Consider the following 18592-nt stretch of genomic DNA (forward strand, 5'->3'; position numbering starts at 1 on the left):
CAGAGGTACGAACATGGCTTCCCACTCCCTTCCCGGCGGCACCTGGACGCTGGGTGACCTGGACGTCACCCGGTTCGGCTACGGCGCCATGCAGCTCGCCGGCCCCTGGGTCATGGGGCCGCCGGCCGACCGGGACGGCGCACTCGCCGTCCTCCGCGAGGCCGTCGAACTCGGTGTCACCCACATCGACACCGCCGAGGCGTACGGGCCGCACGTCACCAACGAGCTGATCCGGGAGGCGCTGTACCCGTACCCCGAATCACTGCACCTGGTGACCAAGGTCGGCGCGGTCCGTGACCAGCAGGGCGGGTGGCCCCCGGCTCGCGACCCGCAGAGCCTGCGTCGGGCCGTCCACGAGAACCTTCAGACCCTCGGCCTCGACGCGCTCGACGTGGTCAACCTGCGGCTCGGCAATGCCGAGGGGCCCGAACCCGGGCCGGTGGCGGAGGCGCTGGAGGCGCTCGTCGACCTCCAGCGGCAGGGCCTGATCCGGCACCTCGGGGTGAGCAACGTGACGCCGGAGCAGGTCGCCGAGGCGCAGTCGATCACGTCGATCGTGTGCGTGCAGAACAGGTACAACCTCGCGCACCGCCAGGACGACGAGATGATCGACGCGCTGGCCGACCAGGGCGTCGCCTACGTGCCGTTCTTTCCGTTGGGCGGCTTCAGCCCGTTGCAGTCCGCGGTCCTCTCGGCCGTCGCCACGCGGCTGCGGTCGACACCGATGTCCGTCGCCCTCGCCTGGCTGCTACGGCGGTCGCCGAACATCCTGTTGATCCCTGGCACGTCGTCCGTGGCGCACCTGCGCGAGAACATCGCCGGCGCGGCACTCGCCCTCGCCGACGACGACGTCGTCGAGTTGGACACGATCGGGCGCTGACCGCGCCTCGACCCGCACGATCGCGGGCCCGGTGCGGTGGGGGTGTCGCGCGGCGGCGACACCCCCACCAGCCGGTCCGTCAGCAGTTGCGCAGCTCAGGGGACTGGTTCAGGAGTTGCCCCCGGGGCGAGACGAAGCGGCGGTAGTGCTCCCCGTCGACCGCCGACGGGCGGAACGCGGCCACCCGGTGGCAGTTCTGGAAGGCCAGTCGTACGCCGAAGTGGCGTTCCAGGCCGGCGCGGATCGCGTCGCTCGCCAGCGCCCGGAGCAGTTGCCCGCGGTCGGCGTCGGTGGGCGGCGGGACGACGTTGTCCGCGAGGTCGGCGTCGCCGGCCTCGAGATCGGCGACGACCCGGCTGACGGTGGCCCAGGCGTACGGCAGGGAGTCGCGGACGCAGGCGACGAACGCCTCGTCGTCGACGGGTCCGCGTTCGGCGGTGTCGAGCAGGGCGGGCGGGACGGTGAGCGACATGATTCTCCTCCGCTTTGGGTAACGACTACCGTTTTCATTAACGGCATCGACGTGAGCACATCACTCCGTGCGGATGTCGTCAACGGTCGGCGCGGCGTGGCGCGCGGAAAAACCCCGGTTCAGGGGCGGCGGGGATGGCCCTTGAGGTGTCGACCCAGCTCCCGGGCGATCTCGCGGTTGGCGTCGCGCTCGGCGAGGGTCTGCCGCTTGTCGTACGTGCGCTTGCCCTTGGCCACGGCCAGCTCGACCTTGGCCCACCCGTTGTCGAAGTACATCGACAGCGGCACCAGGGTCACCCCGCCCTCGCGGACCTTCTCCAGGATCTTGCCGATCTCGGCGCGGTGCAGCAGCAGCTTGCGGTTCCGGCGCGGCGCGTGGTTGGTCCACGTGCCGTAGCGGTACTCGGCGATGTGCAGCCCGTACAACATGATCTCGCCGTCGCGCTCGTGCGCGAACGCGTCGACCAGCGACGCCCGCCCCTCGCGCAGCGACTTCACCTCGGTGCCCATCAGCACGATGCCCGCCTCGTACGTGCGCAGCACGGTGTACTCGTGCCGCGCCTTCTTGTTCGACGCGATCAGCCGGCGCTCGGGCTTGCGGGACGGGCTCACCCGGCGACGATATCGGGCCGCCGCCTCAGCGTCCCGTCCGGCGCTCGGCGCGCAGCCGCCCGGCCAGGTCCCGCACCGCCTGCACGAACTCCTCCTGCGACTCGCACGGCCAGTGACCGAGGATCGGTGGCGGCACGCTGTCGCTGGGCGGTGGCACGAGCCCGTGCGGGTCGGTCAACCGGCGGTCCACCGCCGCCTCCGGCCCGGCCGGCGGCGCGGCGTCCCCAGGCCGGTGCGGGGCGAAGATCCACCCACCGATCGGGTCGGTGTCGCGCCACAGGTTCACCCAGCGCCAACCGACCCGGTCGCCGATCTCCCGCAGCGCCGACCTGTCGACGTAGGCCGGGAACAGCCGTGAGTACAGCCGACTCAGCGGCGACCCGTAGGTGAGCAGGGCGACCCGGTCGGTGACCCGCCGCGGCAGTTGCAGCAGCGTGGCCGCGAGCAGCACCGAACCGTGACTGTGCCCGGCCAGCAGCACCCCCTCGCCCTGGTCCGCCAGGTAGGTGATCCGCTTGGCCAGCTCCGGCACCGCCCGCTCGGCGTAGCAGGGCGGCGCGAAGGGATGCGCTCCCCGGGGCCAGTAGGTGCCCAGATCCCACAGGACGCCCACGTACCGGCGGAACCCGGCCGTGCGGTAGGCGAAGATGCCGCCGATCACGAGCCCGACCAGGATCACACCGATCGCGTAGCTGCCGGCCCCGATGAGGAAGTTGACGAAGCTGTCGGGCACGCCGAGGTACTGCTCGAACACATCGCCGGGATAGATCTGCAACAGGCCGAGCATGCTGGTGGCCAGGCCGAGCGCGGCGAACCCGGCGTAGGACACGGTCAGCGGTTCGAGCCGTTCGGTGAACCGGGCCCGGGCCACCGCCTGCTGGACCTGGCGCAGCCGTCCCGCAGCCTCCGGCGGGGCGTCCGGGAAGTCGGCGGCCACGATGGCCCGCGCGGCCCGCCACCGGCTGGGGCGGGTCACGACCGTGACCAGCACGCCCACCAGCACCGCCGCCAGTACCGCCAGGAAGAACCCACAGATCGCCCACTTGTACGCCAGCGGCGGGTCGAACGCCATTTTCTGCGCGTGCCCACCGTCGCGGTCCAACACGTCCGCCACCCGGTAGACCAACTCGGCGGAGAACGCCACCGCGAGCCCGGCGGCGACGGTGACGAAGACCGGCGCGCCCAGCGCCCGCAGCCGTGGCAGCCGTCGGCCGTCCGCGCGTCGCCCGCGGCCGCGGGCGACGACCACCGCCGCCGCGAGGAGCACCAGCAGGACGGTCTGGCTCACGAACAACCACGCCACGGCGGCGCTGTACCCGGGCAGCATCCTGCTCTGCGGCCACGGCTCGCCGCTGGCCATGGTGTACGCGATCACCAGGATGGTGAGGCCGAAGGCGATCGTGCGGAGTCCGCGGGTGACGCGCTCGAGCGGGGGCACGGTGCTGGTCCGATCCATGCCGCTCACCTGGGTCAGCAGGAACAGGCAGGCGAGCAGCACGACGACCGTCGCCACCGCCAGCGCCGCCCGGACCCAGGAGGAGTTGTCGCTGTCCCAGGCGGCCAGCAGGCTGCCGTCCAGCGTGGCGAACGCGGCCGCGACGTGCAGCGAGCGCAGGCGCCCCACCACCGGGGTGCCGTCCCACTGGCCGACGGCGCTCAACTGGTGCACCGAGGTCTCCTGCACGGCGCCGGTGCGAAAGGCGTCGAACGAGTGGCTCGGCCGCGCGCCCAGCCACCACACGATCCCGATGGCGGCCACCGGCACCAGCGCCAGCACACCCAGGCGTACGCCGGGCGGCCGTCCGCCGAGCCAGGACAGCCAACTCCGTCCGGCCACGCAATCGGGGTCGCCCATGCAGCGCCAGGCGATGAGGTCCACCGCCATCCCGACGATGGAGAGCACGTAGAGCATCGTGAGGGTCAGCGCGAGCAGCCGGCACAGCGCGACGATGCCGTGTTTCGCCGGCTTGTTCCCCGGACGCATCCAGAGCGCCACGTTGCAGAGCATGAACGGCAACAGGAACACCAGCGACAGCGTCCGTACGGCGGTACCGGAGGGCAGGTCGTTCCAGCGGTACGCCTCCAGCGTCACTCCGTCCGTGCCGGTCGAGTCCGGGTAGCCCGGGCGGGGGCGGTAGAAGCCGCCGCTGCGGTCGCCGGCCACCTGGTGCACGAACGGCCGGTTGAGCACCCGGTCGGCGCCCGCCCCCGAGACGCCGTGCACCCGCAGCTCCACGATCCGACCCCTCGGCGGTTCGGTCGGCGACGCGTCCGGCATGGGCCCCCCGCAGGTGTGTGACAGCCGGCGGTCGACGGCGCCGGCCGCCCGCGGCGGTGCCGCTTACCCGTCCCGGGCCGGGTCACGCCTCGTGGCCGCGGCCACCGGTGGTGCGGTCCGGCCCCGCGAGGTGGTTCTATTGGCGCCATGGCAAACCCGGTGATCCTGACCGTCGACGACGATCCCGCGGTCTCCCGGGCGGTGGCCCGGGACATCCGGCGCCGCTACGGCGACCGCTACCGGGTGCTGCGCGCCGCCTCCGGGCCGGAGGCGCTGGACGCGCTACGGGAGGTCAAGCTGCGCGGTGAGCAGGTGGCGCTGCTGCTGGCCGACCACCGGATGCCGGAGATGACCGGCGTCGAGTTCCTCGAGGCCGCCATGGACATCTTCCCGGCCGCCCGCCGGGTGCTGCTCACCGCGTACGCGGACACCGACGCGGCGATCGAGGCGATCAACGTGGTCGACCTCGACCACTACCTGCTCAAGCCGTGGCACCCGCCGGAGGAGAAGCTGTACCCGGTCGTCGACGGACTGCTGGAGGCGTGGTCGGTCACCCCGGACGCCGCCAGCACCGAGATCCGGGTGGTCGGGCACCGCTGGTCGGCGCCGTCGTTCAAGGTCCGCGACTTCCTGGCCCGCAATCTCGTGCCGTACCGCTGGCTGTTGTCCGACGACCCGGAGGGCGCCCGGCTGCTCGACGCGGCCGGTGCCACCGAGGCGGACGTACCGCTGGTGGTGACCGCCGAGGGCAAGGCGCTGGTGGCCCCCAGCGAGGCCGAGTTGGCCGCGCTGGCCGGGCTGACCGTGGTGCCGGCGTCCGACTTCTACGACCTCGTGGTGATCGGCGGCGGTCCGGCCGGGCTGGGCTCGGCCGTCTACGGCGCGTCCGAGGGGCTGCGGACCGTGCTCGTCGAGCGGCGGGCGACCGGTGGGCAGGCCGGGCAGAGCAGCCGGATCGAGAACTACCTGGGCTTCCCGGACGGCGTCTCCGGCGCGCAGTTGACCGACCGGGCCCGCCGGCAGGCGGTCAAGTTCGGCGCGGAGTTGCTCAGCGCCCGCGAGGTGGTCGGCCTGAGCGAGGCCGGTGGCGCACGGCTGCTGCGTTTCGGCGACGGCAGCGAGATCGCCGCGCACACGGTGGTGCTGGCGACGGGCGTGTCCTACCGGGTGCTCGACGCCCCCGGACTGGCCGACTTCACCGGCCGGGGAGTGTTCTACGGGGCGGCCGCCACCGAGGCCCCGAGCTGCGTCGACCAGGACGTCTACATCGTGGGCGGGGCCAACTCGGCCGGGCAGGCGGCCGTGCACTTCTCCCGGTACGCCGCCCGGGTCCACCTGCTCATCCGGGGCGCGGACCTGACGGCGTCGATGTCGCGGTACCTGATCGACCAGTTGGCGCGCATCGACCGGATCACCGTGCACCCGCACACCGCCGTGGTCGGCGCGGCCGGTGACGACCACCTGGAACGGCTCACCCTCTGCGACACCCGCACCGGGCAGAGCCGCACGGTGGACACCTCCTGGCTGTTCATCTTCATCGGCGCCGAGCCGCGCACCGACTGGCTGGACGGGGTGCTCGTACGGGACGGGCGCGGTTTCATCGTCACCGGACCGGACCTGCTGGCCGGTGGCCGACGCCCGGCCGGCTGGTCGTTGTCCCGCGACCCGTACCACCTGGAAACCAGCGTGCCGGGGGTGTTCGCCGCCGGTGACGTGCGTGCCGAGTCGGTCAAGCGGGTCGCCTCGGCCGTCGGCGAGGGCGCGATGGCCGTGTCGCTCGTGCACCGCTACCTGGAGGCCCAATGACCAGCGACCGGCTGACGCCCGCGCAACTCCGGACCCTGTTCCTGTTCGAGGCCCTCGACGACGCGCAGCTCGACTGGCTGGCCGAGCACGGTCGGGTGGAGCAGCGCGCCGGCGGCACCCTGGTGTACGGCGAGGGCGAGCCGGCCACCTGCTTCTTCGTGCTGCTGGGCGGCGCGGTGGCGTTGAGCCGTCAGGTCCGGGGCGACGACGTCGAGGTCAGCCGCACCGACCAGCGCGGCGTGTACGGCGGGGCCACCCAGGCGTACCTGGGCGACCAGGTCGAGCAGACGTACCGCAACAGCCTGCGCGCGCTCGTCGACGCCGAGTTCTTCGTGCTGCCGGCGGAGGATTTCGCGCACGCCCTGCGGTCCTGGTTCCCGATGCCGATGCACCTGTTGGAGGGGCTGTTCTTCGGCATGCGGGACAGCCAGACCATCGTGGGTGAGCGGGAACGGCTGCTGGCGCTCGGCTCGCTCTCGGCGGGTCTGACCCACGAGCTGAACAACCCGGCCGCCGCGGCGGTGCGGGCCACGTCCGTGCTGCGCGACCGGGTCGCGGGGATGCGGCACAAGCTCGCGATGATCGCCGACGGGCGGCTCGACGGGCGGGCGCTGCACGGGCTGGTCGCGTTGCAGGAGGAGGCGGTGGGTCGGGTGGCGACCGCGCCGAAGCTCAGCCCGGTCGCCACCGCCGACGCCGAGGACACCCTCACCGACTGGCTGGAGGACCACGGTGTGGGCGGCGCGTGGGATTTGGCACCCATCCTGGTCGCCGGGGGTCTGGACGCGGCGTGGCTCGCTCAGGTGAAGGCGGCCGTCGGCCCGGCGGACCTGGAGGCCGCGGTGCGGTGGCTGTCGTACACGGTCGACACCGAACTGCTGATGCGTGAGATCGGCGATGCGGTGACCCGGATCTCGGGCCTGGTGGGCGCGGCCAAGCAGTACTCCCAGATCGACCGCGCGCCGCACCGGGTGGTGGACGTGCACGATCTGCTCGACGCCACGCTGGTCATGTTCAAGGGCAAGATCCCCGCCGAGGTCAAGCTGGTCCGCGAGTACGACCGGAGCCTGCCGCCCATCCCGGCGTACGCGGCGGAGCTGAACCAGGTGTGGACCAACCTCGTGGACAACGCCCTGGGCGCGATGGGGGAGAAGGGCGTGCTGACCGTCCGCACCGGACGCGCCGGCGACCTGCTGGCCGTGGAGATCACCGACACCGGTCCCGGTATCCCGCCGGAGGTGCGCCCGCGCATCTTCGAGCCGTTCTTCACCACCAAGCCGGTCGGCGCGGGCACCGGGCTGGGGCTGGACATCTCGTACCGGATCGTGGTCAACAAACACCACGGCGACATCCGGGTGGAGACCGAGCCCGGGCGGACCACGTTCCGGGTGCTGCTGCCGATCACCGAGGAAGCGGCCGCGTTGCCCTGACACGCCGACTACCTAGAGACATCGGGTGGCTGCGGGCAGTAGTGTCGGGCGGCGTCCGTGCTTCCCGCCCCCCGAGGAGCGTCCGTGGACTCGATGGCCCGCCCGCGTACCGCGAACCACGACGACCAGCCGAACGACCCGCCCGATGACGGCTCGGTGCTGCCGGAGCTGGAGGACGCCGCCTGGATGCACCACGCGCACACCTTCGCGCACACCAGCTTCTGGGCGGTGGCCCGCCGGCTGCCGAGGCTGGTCCGTGAGGCGGTGGCCCTGGCCTGGGCCACCAACCGCACGGACACGGTCGCCTCCATCGGCCTGAACGTCGCCGCCGGGGTGATGACCACCTTCGGCCTGCTCGCGACGACCGGCGTACTGCGGGAGCTCTTCGCCGCCGGTCCCACCCCGGACCGGGTGCGCTCCGCCCTGCCGGCGCTGATCGTGGCCGCGACGGCGATCTCGGCGCGCGGCGGCCTGACGATCGCCGCCGGCTGGGCCCAGGCCCGGCTCACCCCACAGATCAACTACCAGGTGGAGCTACGGCTGTTCGAGGCCACCACGGCGGTGGACCTGGCGGCGTTCGACGACGCCGGGTTCGCCGAGGAGATGGACCGCGTCCGCGATCGGGGCATGGTCGAGGCGGCCTGGATCGTCGACCACACTGTCAACCTGGTAACCGGCGTGGTCGGCATGCTCGCGACCGCCGTCGCGGTGACCGTCATCCAACCGCTGCTGCTGCCGTGCCTGCTGCTCGCCGCGGTGCCCCAGGCGGTCACGGCCGTAAGGATGGCCCGCCGCGAGTACCTGGCGATGCTGGCCCGGATCACCCGTCGGCGGCGCATGTGGATGCTCGCCCACCTGATGGCCAACCGGCACACCGCCGCCGAGGTGCGCGCCTACCAGATGCGCGAGTTCCTGCTCGCCGAGTACCGGGGCGTGATGGCCGTCGAGACCCGCGCCCAACTACGGCTGGTCCGCTCGCAGACCGGTACCCGGGTGGCCGGCGCCACCGTGGCCGGCCTGGCCACCTTCGGCGTGTACGCGGTGCTCGGCGGCCTGCTGCTCGCCGGTATGGTCGCCCTCGCCGCCGCGGCCACCGCCCTGCTCGCCCTGCAGTCCGCCCGGACCAGCCTGGGCGTCGCGGTCGTCGCCACCAACTCGCTGTACGAGGACGCCCTCTACTACCAGGACTACCGGGACTTCCTCACCCGGGCGCAGGGCCGGGTGCCCGTCGGCGGCAGCCGGACAGCCGACGGCGTCGAGGCGATCGAGCTGCACGAGGTGAGTCTGCGCTACCCGGACACCGACACGCCCGCGGTGGACCGGGTCAGCCTGACGATCCGACGCGGCGAGGTGGTGGCCCTGGTCGGTGAGAACGGCTCCGGCAAGACCACTCTCGCCAAGCTGATCGCCGGGCTCTACCAGCCGACCGGCGGAACGATCCACTGGGACGGCGTCGACGCCGCCGAGCTGGACCCGCGGGCGCTCGGCGCGCTGGTCGCCGTGATGACCCAGGAGTACTGGAAGTTCCCGTTCACCGCCGGGCAGAACATCCGGGTGGGCCGGCACGACCGTACCCCCGACCGGCCCGGCCCCAGCGTGCAGGAGGCGGCCGACGCGGCCGCCGCCCACGACATGATCCTGGGCCTGCCGCACGGCTACGACACCCTGCTCGACCGGGAGTTCAAGAACGGCCACGAGCTGTCCGGCGGGCAGTGGCAACGGCTGGTCGCCGCGCGCGGCCTCTACCGCGACGCCGCCCTGCTGATCTGCGACGAGCCGTCGGCGGCGCTGGACGCCCGCGCCGAACACGCCCTGTTCCAACACCTGCGTCGGCGCCCCGACCGCGCGGTCGTCCTGATCACCCACCGGTTGGCGAACGTCCGGCACGCCGACCGGATCTTCGTGATGGATCAGGGCCGCCTCGTCCAGCAGGGCAACCACGACGAGCTGATGGCGGCCGGCGGCCTCTACCGCGAGCTGTTCGAGCTACAGGCCAGCGGCTACCGAGCCCACACCGGCGAAACCGCCCCCCGCCGCTGATCCACCCCTGTCCCTGTCCCTGTCCTTGTCCCCGCGATCTTGCAGTTTCGGTTGTCGAATTCGGCGTTATGGGCCCTTATGTCGCCACAGAAAGTGCAAGATCGCCGGGGCCGGGGCCGGGGCCGGGGCCGGGGCCGGGGCCGGGGCCGGGGCCGGGGCCGGGGTCGGGGTCGGGGTCGGGGTCGGGGCTGGGGCGTGATCGACTCGGGTTCGGGGAAGTCGGGGTGTCGTGACGTGGGGAACGCGCCGAGTTCACCGAACCCGAGTGGATCAACGTGCCGGGGCGCGCTCGTCCTGCACGGTCCTGGGCCAGGCCGACCCGGTGGCTGGGGTCAGGCGTGGTGGGGTGCGGTGAGGAAGTCGGCCAGGACGCGGGTGTGGGTGGAGAACGCCAGCTGGACCGGGTCGGTCAGGACCAACCACTCGGTCGCCTCCTCGGTGGGCCGCGACGGCGGCAGGTCCTCGGCGGCCCGCTCCGGCAGCGCCCCGAAGATCATCATGGTGCCGCCCTGCGGTGCGCCCCGCACCGCGAGGAGCCGGGCGTCGCGGGCGTCCGCCACCAGCCCGGTCTCCTCCCACAGTTCACGCACCAGCGCATCGGACCACTCCTCGCCGTACTCGATGAAACCGCCGGGCAGCGCGAGCAGCCCGCGGGCCGGCTCGATGGCCCGGCGGACCACCACCACGCCCAGGCCCACGGCCGTGCGGACCGGAAGCACCGCCACCGCGACGGGCAGCGGGTTGCGCCAGACGGTCTCGCCGCAGACCGCGCAGACGCGCGGCCAGCCGGCCGCCGGCGGGTAGGCGGCGCCGCAGTAGGAGCAGTGCGAGTACGGCGTACCGGTCATGCCGCAGCACGTTACCCGCCGGCGACGCTCAGGGCGTGTGTCGAAGCCCCTGGCCGGCCTGCGGCGGGCCCGGACGACGGCCGGCGACGACGGGTCGGAGACAGCACCGGTATCCGACCCATCGTCGCCGTGCCGGATCGCCTCGGCTCGACCGAGGGCTTTGACGCACGCCTCAGGCGGCCGGCGTGCCGGTGTAGAAGGCGGTGGTGCGCTCGGCGGCGGCCTTGGCCTCGTCGGGGTCGGTGCCGGCGGCGATGCTCGCCTCGCTCCACAGTTGGCTGCTCAGCTCCATGGCCCGTCGCCCCTCGGCGGAGACGACCCACGCGGCGCTGTCCTCCGGTCGGACGCCGACGCCGCCGGAGAGGTACGTGGCGAGACCGAGCAGGCCCAGGTCCCAGCCGACACCGACGGCCCCCGGTCCGAACTGGGCCCACCGGTCCTGGTCGACGTGCGCGATGTGGTCCAGGTCGAGGCGGGCCCGATCGTCGCCCACCGGTGTGACCCGCACCTCGATCCAGCTCACCTCGCCGCCCATCTCCCAGGTCGCGGTGAAGCGGTGCGGGGGTTCGCAGGTCTCGATGGTGCCGCCCGCGTTGCCCTCAAGCTGGTACGTGCCGTGCAGTCGCAGGTCGCCGCTGATCGGCAGGAACCAGCGGGGGATGCGCTCGGCGTTGGTGCAGGCGTCCCACAGGTCCTCGGCCGTCGCCTGGTAGGTCTGGCTGAGCGTGGCCACCCGCGCCTCGCCGGCGGCCAGGGCGCGGCTGCCGACCTGCCGCTGCACGGCGTTGATCTGCTCGGTCGCGTCGAACATCAGGTGTTCCTCTCGTCGGATGGGTCAGCGGGCCCGCGCAGGCGACGTTCGCGTCGGCCCCGGGCCAGTTCGGTGGCGAGCGCCGCCAGGGGTGGCGCCCAGAACCGGCGGAAGTGCTCCAACCAGCCGTCGACCTCGCGCAGCGGGCGTGGGTCGACCGCGTACAGCCGCCGGGCGCCGTCCGGACGCACGGTGGCGAAGCCGTTGTCCCGCAACACCTTGAGATGTTGGGACACGGCGGGCTGGGAGATGCCGAACTCGGCGCGGATGACCGCGCTGACCGCGCCGGCGCTCTGCTCGCCGTCGGCGAGCAGTTCCAGGATGCGGCGCCGGACCGGATCGCCCAGCACGTCGAAGGCGTGCACGGCGACAGTTGTATCACCGATGGCTTATTTAAGCCAACTCTGATACCCCGATCAGCTTGTCGAGCTGGATCGGCAGGTCACGAATCCGTACGCCGGTGGCGTGGTACACGGCGTTGGCGACCGCAGCCGCCGCGCCCACGATCCCGATCTCCCCGATGCCCTTCACCCCGGCGAGGTTCAGCTCGTCGTCGTGCTCGTCCACCCAGTACGCCTCGATGGACTCCACGTCCGGGCAGGCCGTGATGTGGTACGTGGCCAGGTCGTGGTTGACCCAGTCGCCGTACCGCTCGTCGAGCAGGCCGCCCTCGTGCAGCGCCATCGACAGGCCCATCGTCATGCCGCCGATGAGCTGGCTGCGCGCCGTCGTGGGGTTGACGATGCGGCCGGCCGCGAACACGCCGAGCATCCGGTTGAGCCGGATCTCGCCGGTGGTGGTGTCCACCCGGACCTCGACGAACTGCGCCCCGTACGCGTACCGGGGGAGCGCGGCCTGGGCGGCCACCTCGTCGGAGGTGTCCGCCTCGGCGCTCACCTCGACGTCCGGCGGTGTGCCGTCGCGTAGCTTGGCGCGCAGCGCCGTGCAGGCCCGGATCACCGCCCAGGTCCAACTCGATGTCCCCATCGAGCCACCGGCCACCGGCGCGGTGGGCAGGTCACTGTCACCGATCCTGATCTCGATGCGCTCCGGCGGCACCCCCAGGGCGTCGGCGGCGACCAGCCAGAGCGCCGTACGCGCCCCGGTGCCGATGTCGGTGGCGTTGATCTCGACCAGCAAGCCGCCGCCGGGGCGGGCGGTGGCGCGCGCCGAGGACGGGCGGGACCGGGTCGGGTACGCCGATCCGGCCACGCCGGAGCCGACCAGAAAGCGTCCCTCACGCCGGGACCGGGGCGTCGGGTTCCGGTCGGCCCAGCCGAACCGCCGCGCGCCCTCGCGCAGGCAGGCCACGAGGTTGCGGCTCGTGAACGGCGCTCCCTGATCGGGGTCGACCTGGGGGTCGTTGCGGATGCGCAGCTCCACCGGATCGATGCCGACGGCCACGGCCAACTCGTCCATCGCCGACTCCAGGGCGTACGCGCCGGGGCACTCGCCCGGCGCCCGCATCCAGAAGGGGGTGGGCACGTCGAGGCGGGTCACCCGGTGCGTGGTACGGCGGTGTGGCGCGGCGTACATGCTGCGGGTGTAGACGGCGGTCTGCTCGGTGAACTCGTGGATCGTGGAGCTCTGGCTGATCGCGTCGTGGCTGATCGCGGTGAGTCGCCCGTCGGCGTCGGCGGCGAGCCGGACCCGCTGGATGGTGGGCGTGCGGTAGCCGATCGGCCCGAAGATCTGCTGGCGGGTCAGCGCCAGTTTCACCGGCCGGTCCACGTGCCGGGCGGCCAGGACGGTCAGCACCACCGCGGCCTTGGCGTACCCCTTGCTGCCGAAGCCGCCACCGACGTGTTCGGCGACCACCCGGACGGACTCCCGGGGCAGGTCGAACAGCTCGGCCAGGGTGGCCTGCACCGACGATGCGCCCTGGTTGGAGTCGTGCACGAGCAGCCGACCGTCGATCCACTGGGCCGTGGTGGCGTGCGGCTCCATGGGGTTGTTGTGGTACGCCGGAGTGCGGTAGGTGGCGTCCACCCGGACCGGCGCGGCCGCGTACCCGGCGTCGAAGTCGCCCTCCGCGGTGTCGGTCGGGTAGTGGGGATTGACGTGGTCCGGCTTGTACAGGCCGGGGTGGTCGTCGGTGAGCACCGTGCTGTGCGGGCCCGCGTCGTAGTCGACACGTACCAGCCGGGCACCCTCGCGGGCCGCCTCCAGGCTGGTGGCCACCACCACCGCGACGTACTGCCCCCGGTAGTGCACCACCGGGTCCTGGAGCAGCCACAGGTCCGCCTCCGCGTTGCTCGCCAGCCGGGGCGCGTTGCCGTGGTGCACGACGGCCAGTACGCCGGGCGAGGCCAGCGCCTCAGCCGTGTCGATCCGGGTGATCCGACCCCGTACCACGGCCGCGGGCACCACCCAGCCGTAGGTGACGCCCTCGACCGGATACTCCACCGCGTACCGGGCCGCGCCGGTGACCTTCTCCCGGCCCTCCAGCCGGGGGTGCGCCCGACCGAGCGCCCCGGTGCTCACGACGCCGCCAGTTCGCTGAGCACCCGTACCGTGATCGACCGGGTCAGCGGCAGCTTGAAGCCGTTGTCGCTCAGCGGCCGCGCCTCGGCCAACTCCGCGTCGGCGGCCCGCGCCGCCAACTCGGGGCTGAACGGCTGGCCGCGCAACTCCTGCTCGGCCCGGTACGCGCGCCACGGCCGGTGGGCCAGCGCCCCGTAGGCCAGCCGCACGTCGCGGATGACGTCGCCGTCGAGGTCCAGCACCGCGGCCACCGAGCCGGCCGCGAACGCGAACGACGCCCGGTCCCGCGCCTTGAGGTACGTCGAGCGGCGCGCGGCGGGCAGCGCCGGCAACCGTACGGCCGTGATCAGCGCCCCCCGGGTCAGGGTGGTCTCCCGTTCCGGGTGCGCGCCGGGCGAGCGGTGCAGGTCGACCATGGGGACGTCGTGGACGCCCTCGGTGTCGTGCACCTCCACCACGGCCTCCAGCGCGGCGAGGGCGACGGCCAGGTCCGACGGGTGGGTGGCCACGCACTGCTCGGACCAGTCCAGCACCGCGAGGTCCCGGTTCTCGCCGTGCAGGGCGGCGCACCCGCTGCCCGGGTCGCGCTTGTTGCACGCCTTGCCGGTGTCCTGGAAGTACGGGCACCGGGTGCGTTGCAACAGGTTGCCGCCCGTGGTGGCCATGTTGCGCAGTTGCCCGGACGCGGCGGCGAGCAGGGCGCGGGTCAGCACCGGGTAGTCGCGGCGGACCGTCGGGTGTACGGCGAGGTCGCTGTTGCGTACCGTCGCGCCGATCCGCAACCCACCGTCGGGCAACTCCTCGACGGCGTCCAGGGGCAGTCGGTTCACGTCCACCAGCACGTCGGGGCGCTGCACGCCGAGTTTCATCAGGTCCACCAGGTTGGTCCCACCGGCGAGGTACGCCGCCTGCGGCTCGGCGGCCAGCACGGCGACGGCGTCGGCCACGTCGGCCGGCCGGTGGTAGCGGAACGGCCTCATCGCGCCGCCGCCGTCTCGCGGACCGCCGCCACGATGTGCGGGTACGCGGCGCAGCGACACAGGTTGCCGGCCATCCGCTCGCGGATCTCGGCGTCGGTGAGGTCGGGCGCGGCGGTGAGGTCCTCGGTGACCGCGCTGGGCCACCCCTGCTCGACCTCGTCGAGCATCCCGCGCGCCGAACAGAGCTGCCCGGGGGTGCAGTAGCCGCACTGGAAGGCGTCGTGCGCGATGAACGCGGCCTGCAACGGCGACAGCTCCTCCCCGTCGGCCAACCCCTCCACGGTGACCACCGAGCGGCCGTCCAGGGTGACCGCGAGGAGCAGGCAACTCTTCACCCGGCGACCGTCGAGCAGTACCGTGCAGGAGCCGCACTGGCCGTGGTCGCAGCCCTTCTTGGCGCCGGTGAGGCCGAGGTGCTCGCGCAGCGTGTCGAGCAGGGTGGTGCGGTTGTCCAGCGTCACCTCGCGCGGCACGCCGTTGACGTCGAACGCCACCCGCGACGCGTGCTGGGCGTCGACAACTGTCTGACTCTCTGCTCCTGCGGACACCGCCCCAGGTTAGCCGTGCGCGGGACAAATCCGGGTAAATAACACGAAGACCCCTCTGCGGACGAGCCGCACGGAAACGGCGACGGCCGCCCCGGTACCCGCCGCAGCGGTACCCGGACGGCCGTCCGCCCCCCGTATCAGGCCACCGGCGTGCCGGCGCGGGCGAGGTGCCGGTGGGCGCGGATCAGCTCCGCGTAGCGCAGACCGCTCGCCTTCACCGTCCGCCGCTGGGTGGCGTAGTCGACGTGCACCAGCCCGAAGCGCTTGTCGTAGCCGTACGCCCACTCGAAGTTGTCCAGCAGCGACCACACGAAGTAGCCCTCCAGCGGCACACCCCGGGCCACCGCCGACGCGCACGCCGCCAGGTGCTGCTCCAGGTGGTCGGTACGCTCCTTGTCCTCCACCGTGCCCTCGGCGGTGACCTCGTCGTGCCACGCCGAGCCGCTCTCGGTGACGATGATCCGGGCCGGCCGGTACTGCTCGTGCACGTCGACGAGCAGCCGCTCCAGGCCCGGCGCGTACATCTCCCAGCCCATCGCGGTCTGCACCGAGCCGGGCACCGGCACCTGCTTCGCGTACGGCGCCGGACCGGTCGGGTCGTCGACCACCAACTGCCGGAAGTAGTAGTTCACCCCGAGGAAGTCGGTGGGCGTGGCGATCACCGCCAGGTCGTCACCGCGTACCGGCGGCTCGACGCCGTACGTCTCGACCATGTCGGCCGGGTAGCCGCGCCCGTGGATCGGGTCCAGCCACCAGCGGTTGACGTGGCCGTCCGCCCGTCGCGCCGCCGCGACGTCCTCGGGCCGGTCCGTCGCCGGCTCGATCGGGCTGAGGTTGACGACCAGGCCCACCGAGGCGGGTCGGGCGGCGTTCGCCCGGATAGCCTGGGTGGCCAGCCCGTGCCCGAGCAGTACGTGGTGCGAGGCGTGCACCGCGCGGGTGAGGTCCCGCTCGCCGGGGGCCATCGTGCCCTCCAGGTGCCCGATCCAGCACACGCAGAGCGGCTCGTTCACGGTGTTCCAGTCGGCCACCCGGTCGCCGAGGCGACCGGCGACGACCGCCGCGTAGTCGGCGAACGCCTCGGCGGTGGCGCGCTCCGGCCAGCCGCCGGAGTCCTGCAGGGCCTGCGGCAGGTCCCAGTGGTAGAGCGTGACGAACGGCCGTACCCCGTCGGCGAGCAGCGTGTCGACGAGCCGGTCGTAGAAGTCCAGCCCGGCGGCGTTGACCCGGCCGACGCCTTCGGGCATCACCCGGGGCCAGGCCACCGAGAACCGGTACGCGTCCACGCCGAGCCGGCGCAGCAGCGCCAGGTCCTCCGGCCACCGGTGGTAGTGGTCGCAGGCCACCGCTCCGGTGTCGCCGTTGTCGACCTTGCCCGGGGTCGCCGAGAAGGTGTCCCAGATGGACGGCGCCCGGCCGTCGACGTCGACGGCCCCCTCGATCTGGTACGCCGCCGTGGCAACGCCCCAGAGGAAGTCGGGTGGCAGCTTGGACAGGTCCGGCACGGGAAGGCTCTCCTCTGGGTTGGGGTGTCTCACTTGACGGCGCCGGCGGTGAGGCCGGCGACGAAGTACCGCTGCAGGGCCAGGAACCCGGCGACGACCGGGATGCTGACCACCAGCGACGCGGCCATGATCTGGTTCCAGTAGACGTTGAACTGGGTCGAGTAGCCCTGAAGGCCGACCGCCAGGGTGCGGCTGCCCTCGTCGGTCATCACCGAGGCGAACAGCACCTCGCCCCAGGCGGTCATGAACGCGTACACGGTCACCGCGACGACGCCGGGCACGGCGGCCGGCAGGATGACCTGGAACAGGGTGCGCAGCGCCCCGGCGCCGTCGACCTGCGCCGCCTCGTCCAGCCCTCGGGGGATCGAGTCGAAGTAGCCGACCAGCATCCAGATCGAGAACGGCAACGAGAAGGTCAGGTACGTGATGATCAGGCCGGTCCGGCTGGCGTACAGCTCGATGCCGGTGGCGTTGCCCAGGTTGACGTAGATGAGGAACAGCGGCAGCAGGAACAGGATGCCGGGGAACATCTGCGTGGACAGCACGGTCACCGTGAAGACGCCCCGGCCTCGGAACCGGTACCGGCTGACCGCGAACGCGGCGAAGATGGCGATCGCGACCGAGCAGACCGCCGCGACGCTCGACACCACGAGGCTGTTCACCAGGTAGCGGGCCAGCGGCACGGTGCTCCACATGTCGACGAACGGTTGCAGGGTGGGCCGGCTGGGCCACCAGGTGAAGCCGTTCTGGACGTCCCGCAGCGGCTTCGCCGCCGAGGTGACCATCACGTAGAGCGGGATGACGACGAAGAGGGTGAGCAGGGTCAGCACGATGCGTCGGCCCCAGCGCTCACCGGCGGTCTCACGCATGGTCGTCCCTCCGGCGGTTGGTGATCAGCAGGTACGCGGCCGAGACGACCAGCAGGAACAGCAGCAGCGCCACCGACATCGCCGAGCCCGACCCGAAGTCCCAGGTCTTGAAGGAGCTGCGGTAGATGTGGATGGAGATCAGGTCGGCCTGCTCGGGCGCGGAGCCGCCGAAGAGCACGAACGGCGTGTTGAAGTCGTTGAACGTCCACAGGAACAGCACCAGCAGCAGCACCAGGTTCACCGGGCGCAGCATGGGCAGGGTGACCGAGCGCAGCCGACGCCAGAACCCGGCGCCGTCGATCGCGGCGGCCTCGTACAGCTCGCCGGGCACGTTCTGCAGGCCGGCCATCAGGCAGAGGAACGCGAACGGCCAGTTGCGCCAGACCGACACCACCAGCAGCGACCAGAAGCTGTTGTCGCCGATCAGCCAGAACGGCCGCTCGTTCAGCAGCCCGAGTTGGTCGACGAGCACGTGGTTGACCAGGCCGGTGTCGCGCTGGAGCAGGAAGCTCCAGGTGATCACGGCGGTGTAGACCGGCAGCGCGTACGGGGTGAGGAACAGCGCCCGCAGCAGGGCCCGCCCGCGGAACGGCTTCTGCAGCACGACCGCCGCCGCGATGCCGAGCAGCCAGGCGAACCCGACCGAGAGCACGCTGTAGACCAGCGTCACCCAGAACGAGTGCAGCAGCTCCTTGCCGGCGGCGCTGTTCAGGTCGAGCGTGGCCCGGTAGTTCTCCAGGCCGACGAAGGGCGCGGTGGACCAGTCGCGGATGTGGAACTGGGTCAGCTCCAGCAGGCTCATCCAGACCCCGACCACCATCGGGATCACATGGACGGCGAGTTCCAGCACGATGGCCGGGGCGAGCAGCAGGTACGGCAGGAGGGATCGGCGGGGGCCGCGTGGCCGGCGGGCGGATCCCGGGGCGGGTGACCCGGCCCGGGGTACGCGCCGGTCGGCGTCCGGCGCGGTGGTGCTGGTTGCCATCGGGGTCCTCTCGGAGGCGGTGGCCGTGGCCGGGCTCAGCACCCG

The 18592-nt window shown here is 72.5% G+C and carries 16 protein-coding genes; 4 read left to right on the forward strand and 12 right to left on the reverse strand.

Annotated elements, in window-relative coordinates:
• The first annotated feature begins 13 nt into the window (after positions 1-13).
• A complete protein-coding gene (locus AC3EN4_RS10430) occupies positions 14-880 on the forward strand; it encodes an aldo/keto reductase family oxidoreductase (protein ID WP_435205728.1) in 867 nt (288 codons plus the stop codon).
• A gap of 79 nt (positions 881-959) precedes the next feature.
• On the opposite strand, the gene AC3EN4_RS10435 is transcribed toward AC3EN4_RS10430, so the two are convergent.
• The 3 genes from AC3EN4_RS10435 to AC3EN4_RS10445 form a co-directional block, all read right to left on the reverse strand.
• Entirely contained in the window at positions 960-1352 is a 393-nt protein-coding gene (locus AC3EN4_RS10435; RefSeq protein WP_435205729.1) for an SCO5389 family protein, read from the reverse strand.
• Positions 1353-1471: 119 nt separating this feature from the next.
• Positions 1472-1963 (reverse strand): SsrA-binding protein SmpB, encoded by a 492-nt coding sequence (gene smpB, locus AC3EN4_RS10440; protein WP_435205730.1) that lies wholly within the window; start codon positions 1961-1963, stop codon positions 1472-1474.
• 25 nt (positions 1964-1988) lie between these two features.
• Positions 1989-4241, reverse strand: a complete 2253-nt coding sequence (locus AC3EN4_RS10445; RefSeq protein WP_435205731.1) for a hypothetical protein — start codon at positions 4239-4241, stop codon at positions 1989-1991.
• A gap of 147 nt (positions 4242-4388) precedes the next feature.
• On the opposite strand from AC3EN4_RS10445, the gene AC3EN4_RS10450 reads away from it, so the two are divergent.
• From AC3EN4_RS10450 to AC3EN4_RS10460, 3 genes are all read left to right on the forward strand, one after another.
• Positions 4389-6047: an NAD(P)/FAD-dependent oxidoreductase gene (locus AC3EN4_RS10450; RefSeq protein ID WP_422740537.1), complete on the forward strand. Its 1659-nt coding sequence runs from the start codon at positions 4389-4391 to the stop codon at positions 6045-6047.
• A complete protein-coding gene (locus AC3EN4_RS10455) occupies positions 6044-7477 on the forward strand; it encodes an ATP-binding protein (protein WP_435205732.1) in 1434 nt (477 codons plus the stop codon). Before AC3EN4_RS10450 ends, AC3EN4_RS10455 begins: the two co-directional genes overlap by 4 nt.
• 93 nt (positions 7478-7570) lie before the next feature.
• The gene (locus AC3EN4_RS10460; protein WP_435205885.1) at positions 7571-9517 is read left to right on the forward strand and encodes an ABC transporter ATP-binding protein; all 1947 of its coding nucleotides are present in this window, start codon (positions 7571-7573) and stop codon (positions 9515-9517) included.
• 332 nt (positions 9518-9849) lie between these two features.
• On the opposite strand, the gene AC3EN4_RS10465 is transcribed toward AC3EN4_RS10460, so the two are convergent.
• The 9 genes from AC3EN4_RS10465 to AC3EN4_RS10505 all read right to left on the reverse strand — a co-directional run bounded on the left by AC3EN4_RS10465 (position 9850) and on the right by AC3EN4_RS10505 (position 18547).
• Positions 9850-10365 carry an NUDIX domain-containing protein gene (locus AC3EN4_RS10465; protein ID WP_422740535.1) on the reverse strand — a complete coding sequence of 172 codons (516 nt, stop codon included), beginning with the start codon at positions 10363-10365 and terminating at the stop codon, positions 9850-9852.
• Between the two features lie 172 nt (positions 10366-10537).
• The gene (locus tag AC3EN4_RS10470; RefSeq protein WP_435205733.1) at positions 10538-11176 is read right to left on the reverse strand and encodes an SRPBCC family protein; all 639 of its coding nucleotides are present in this window, start codon (positions 11174-11176) and stop codon (positions 10538-10540) included.
• Positions 11176-11541 (reverse strand): ArsR/SmtB family transcription factor, encoded by a 366-nt coding sequence (locus AC3EN4_RS10475; RefSeq protein WP_435205734.1) that lies wholly within the window; start codon positions 11539-11541, stop codon positions 11176-11178. Before AC3EN4_RS10475 ends, AC3EN4_RS10470 begins: the two co-directional genes overlap by 1 nt.
• Before the next feature lie 28 nt (positions 11542-11569).
• On the reverse strand, positions 11570-13660 hold the full coding sequence (locus AC3EN4_RS10480) for a xanthine dehydrogenase family protein molybdopterin-binding subunit (RefSeq protein WP_435205735.1): 2091 nt from the start codon (positions 13658-13660) through the stop codon (positions 11570-11572).
• Positions 13657-14640 (reverse strand): FAD binding domain-containing protein, encoded by a 984-nt coding sequence (locus AC3EN4_RS10485; protein ID WP_435205736.1) that lies wholly within the window; start codon positions 14638-14640, stop codon positions 13657-13659. Before AC3EN4_RS10485 ends, AC3EN4_RS10480 begins: the two co-directional genes overlap by 4 nt.
• Positions 14637-15134 (reverse strand): 2Fe-2S iron-sulfur cluster-binding protein, encoded by a 498-nt coding sequence (locus AC3EN4_RS10490; protein ID WP_435205886.1) that lies wholly within the window; start codon positions 15132-15134, stop codon positions 14637-14639. The genes AC3EN4_RS10485 and AC3EN4_RS10490 overlap by 4 nt, the downstream gene beginning before the upstream one ends.
• A gap of 191 nt (positions 15135-15325) precedes the next feature.
• On the reverse strand, positions 15326-16693 hold the full coding sequence (locus AC3EN4_RS10495) for a GH1 family beta-glucosidase (RefSeq protein WP_435205737.1): 1368 nt from the start codon (positions 16691-16693) through the stop codon (positions 15326-15328).
• Between the two features lie 29 nt (positions 16694-16722).
• The gene (locus AC3EN4_RS10500; protein ID WP_422740529.1) at positions 16723-17562 is read right to left on the reverse strand and encodes a carbohydrate ABC transporter permease; all 840 of its coding nucleotides are present in this window, start codon (positions 17560-17562) and stop codon (positions 16723-16725) included.
• A complete protein-coding gene (locus AC3EN4_RS10505) occupies positions 17555-18547 on the reverse strand; it encodes a carbohydrate ABC transporter permease (protein ID WP_435205738.1) in 993 nt (330 codons plus the stop codon). The genes AC3EN4_RS10500 and AC3EN4_RS10505 overlap by 8 nt, the downstream gene beginning before the upstream one ends.
• Between the last annotated feature and the right edge of the window lie 45 nt (positions 18548-18592).

The organism is Micromonospora sp. bgisy143, from assembly GCF_057708145.1.

Bases quoted from the DNA above. Each gene is read 5' to 3' on its own strand.
- AC3EN4_RS10500 (WP_422740529.1), bottom strand. From the start codon at position 17,562: ATGCGTGAGACCGCCGGTGAGCGCTGGGGCCGACGCATCGTGCTGACC.
- AC3EN4_RS10505 (WP_435205738.1), bottom strand. From the start codon at position 18,547: ATGGCAACCAGCACCACCGCGCCGGACGCCGACCGGCGCGTACCCCGG.
- AC3EN4_RS10470 (WP_435205733.1), bottom strand. From the start codon at position 11,176: ATGTTCGACGCGACCGAGCAGATCAACGCCGTGCAGCGGCAGGTCGGC.
- AC3EN4_RS10485 (WP_435205736.1), bottom strand. From the start codon at position 14,640: ATGAGGCCGTTCCGCTACCACCGGCCGGCCGACGTGGCCGACGCCGTC.
- AC3EN4_RS10460 (WP_435205885.1), top strand. From the start codon at position 7,571: ATGGCCCGCCCGCGTACCGCGAACCACGACGACCAGCCGAACGACCCG.
- AC3EN4_RS10435 (WP_435205729.1), bottom strand. From the start codon at position 1,352: ATGTCGCTCACCGTCCCGCCCGCCCTGCTCGACACCGCCGAACGCGGA.
- AC3EN4_RS10465 (WP_422740535.1), bottom strand. From the start codon at position 10,365: ATGACCGGTACGCCGTACTCGCACTGCTCCTACTGCGGCGCCGCCTAC.
- AC3EN4_RS10430 (WP_435205728.1), top strand. From the start codon at position 14: ATGGCTTCCCACTCCCTTCCCGGCGGCACCTGGACGCTGGGTGACCTG.
- AC3EN4_RS10445 (WP_435205731.1), bottom strand. From the start codon at position 4,241: ATGCCGGACGCGTCGCCGACCGAACCGCCGAGGGGTCGGATCGTGGAG.
- AC3EN4_RS10450 (WP_422740537.1), top strand. From the start codon at position 4,389: ATGGCAAACCCGGTGATCCTGACCGTCGACGACGATCCCGCGGTCTCC.
- AC3EN4_RS10455 (WP_435205732.1), top strand. From the start codon at position 6,044: ATGACCAGCGACCGGCTGACGCCCGCGCAACTCCGGACCCTGTTCCTG.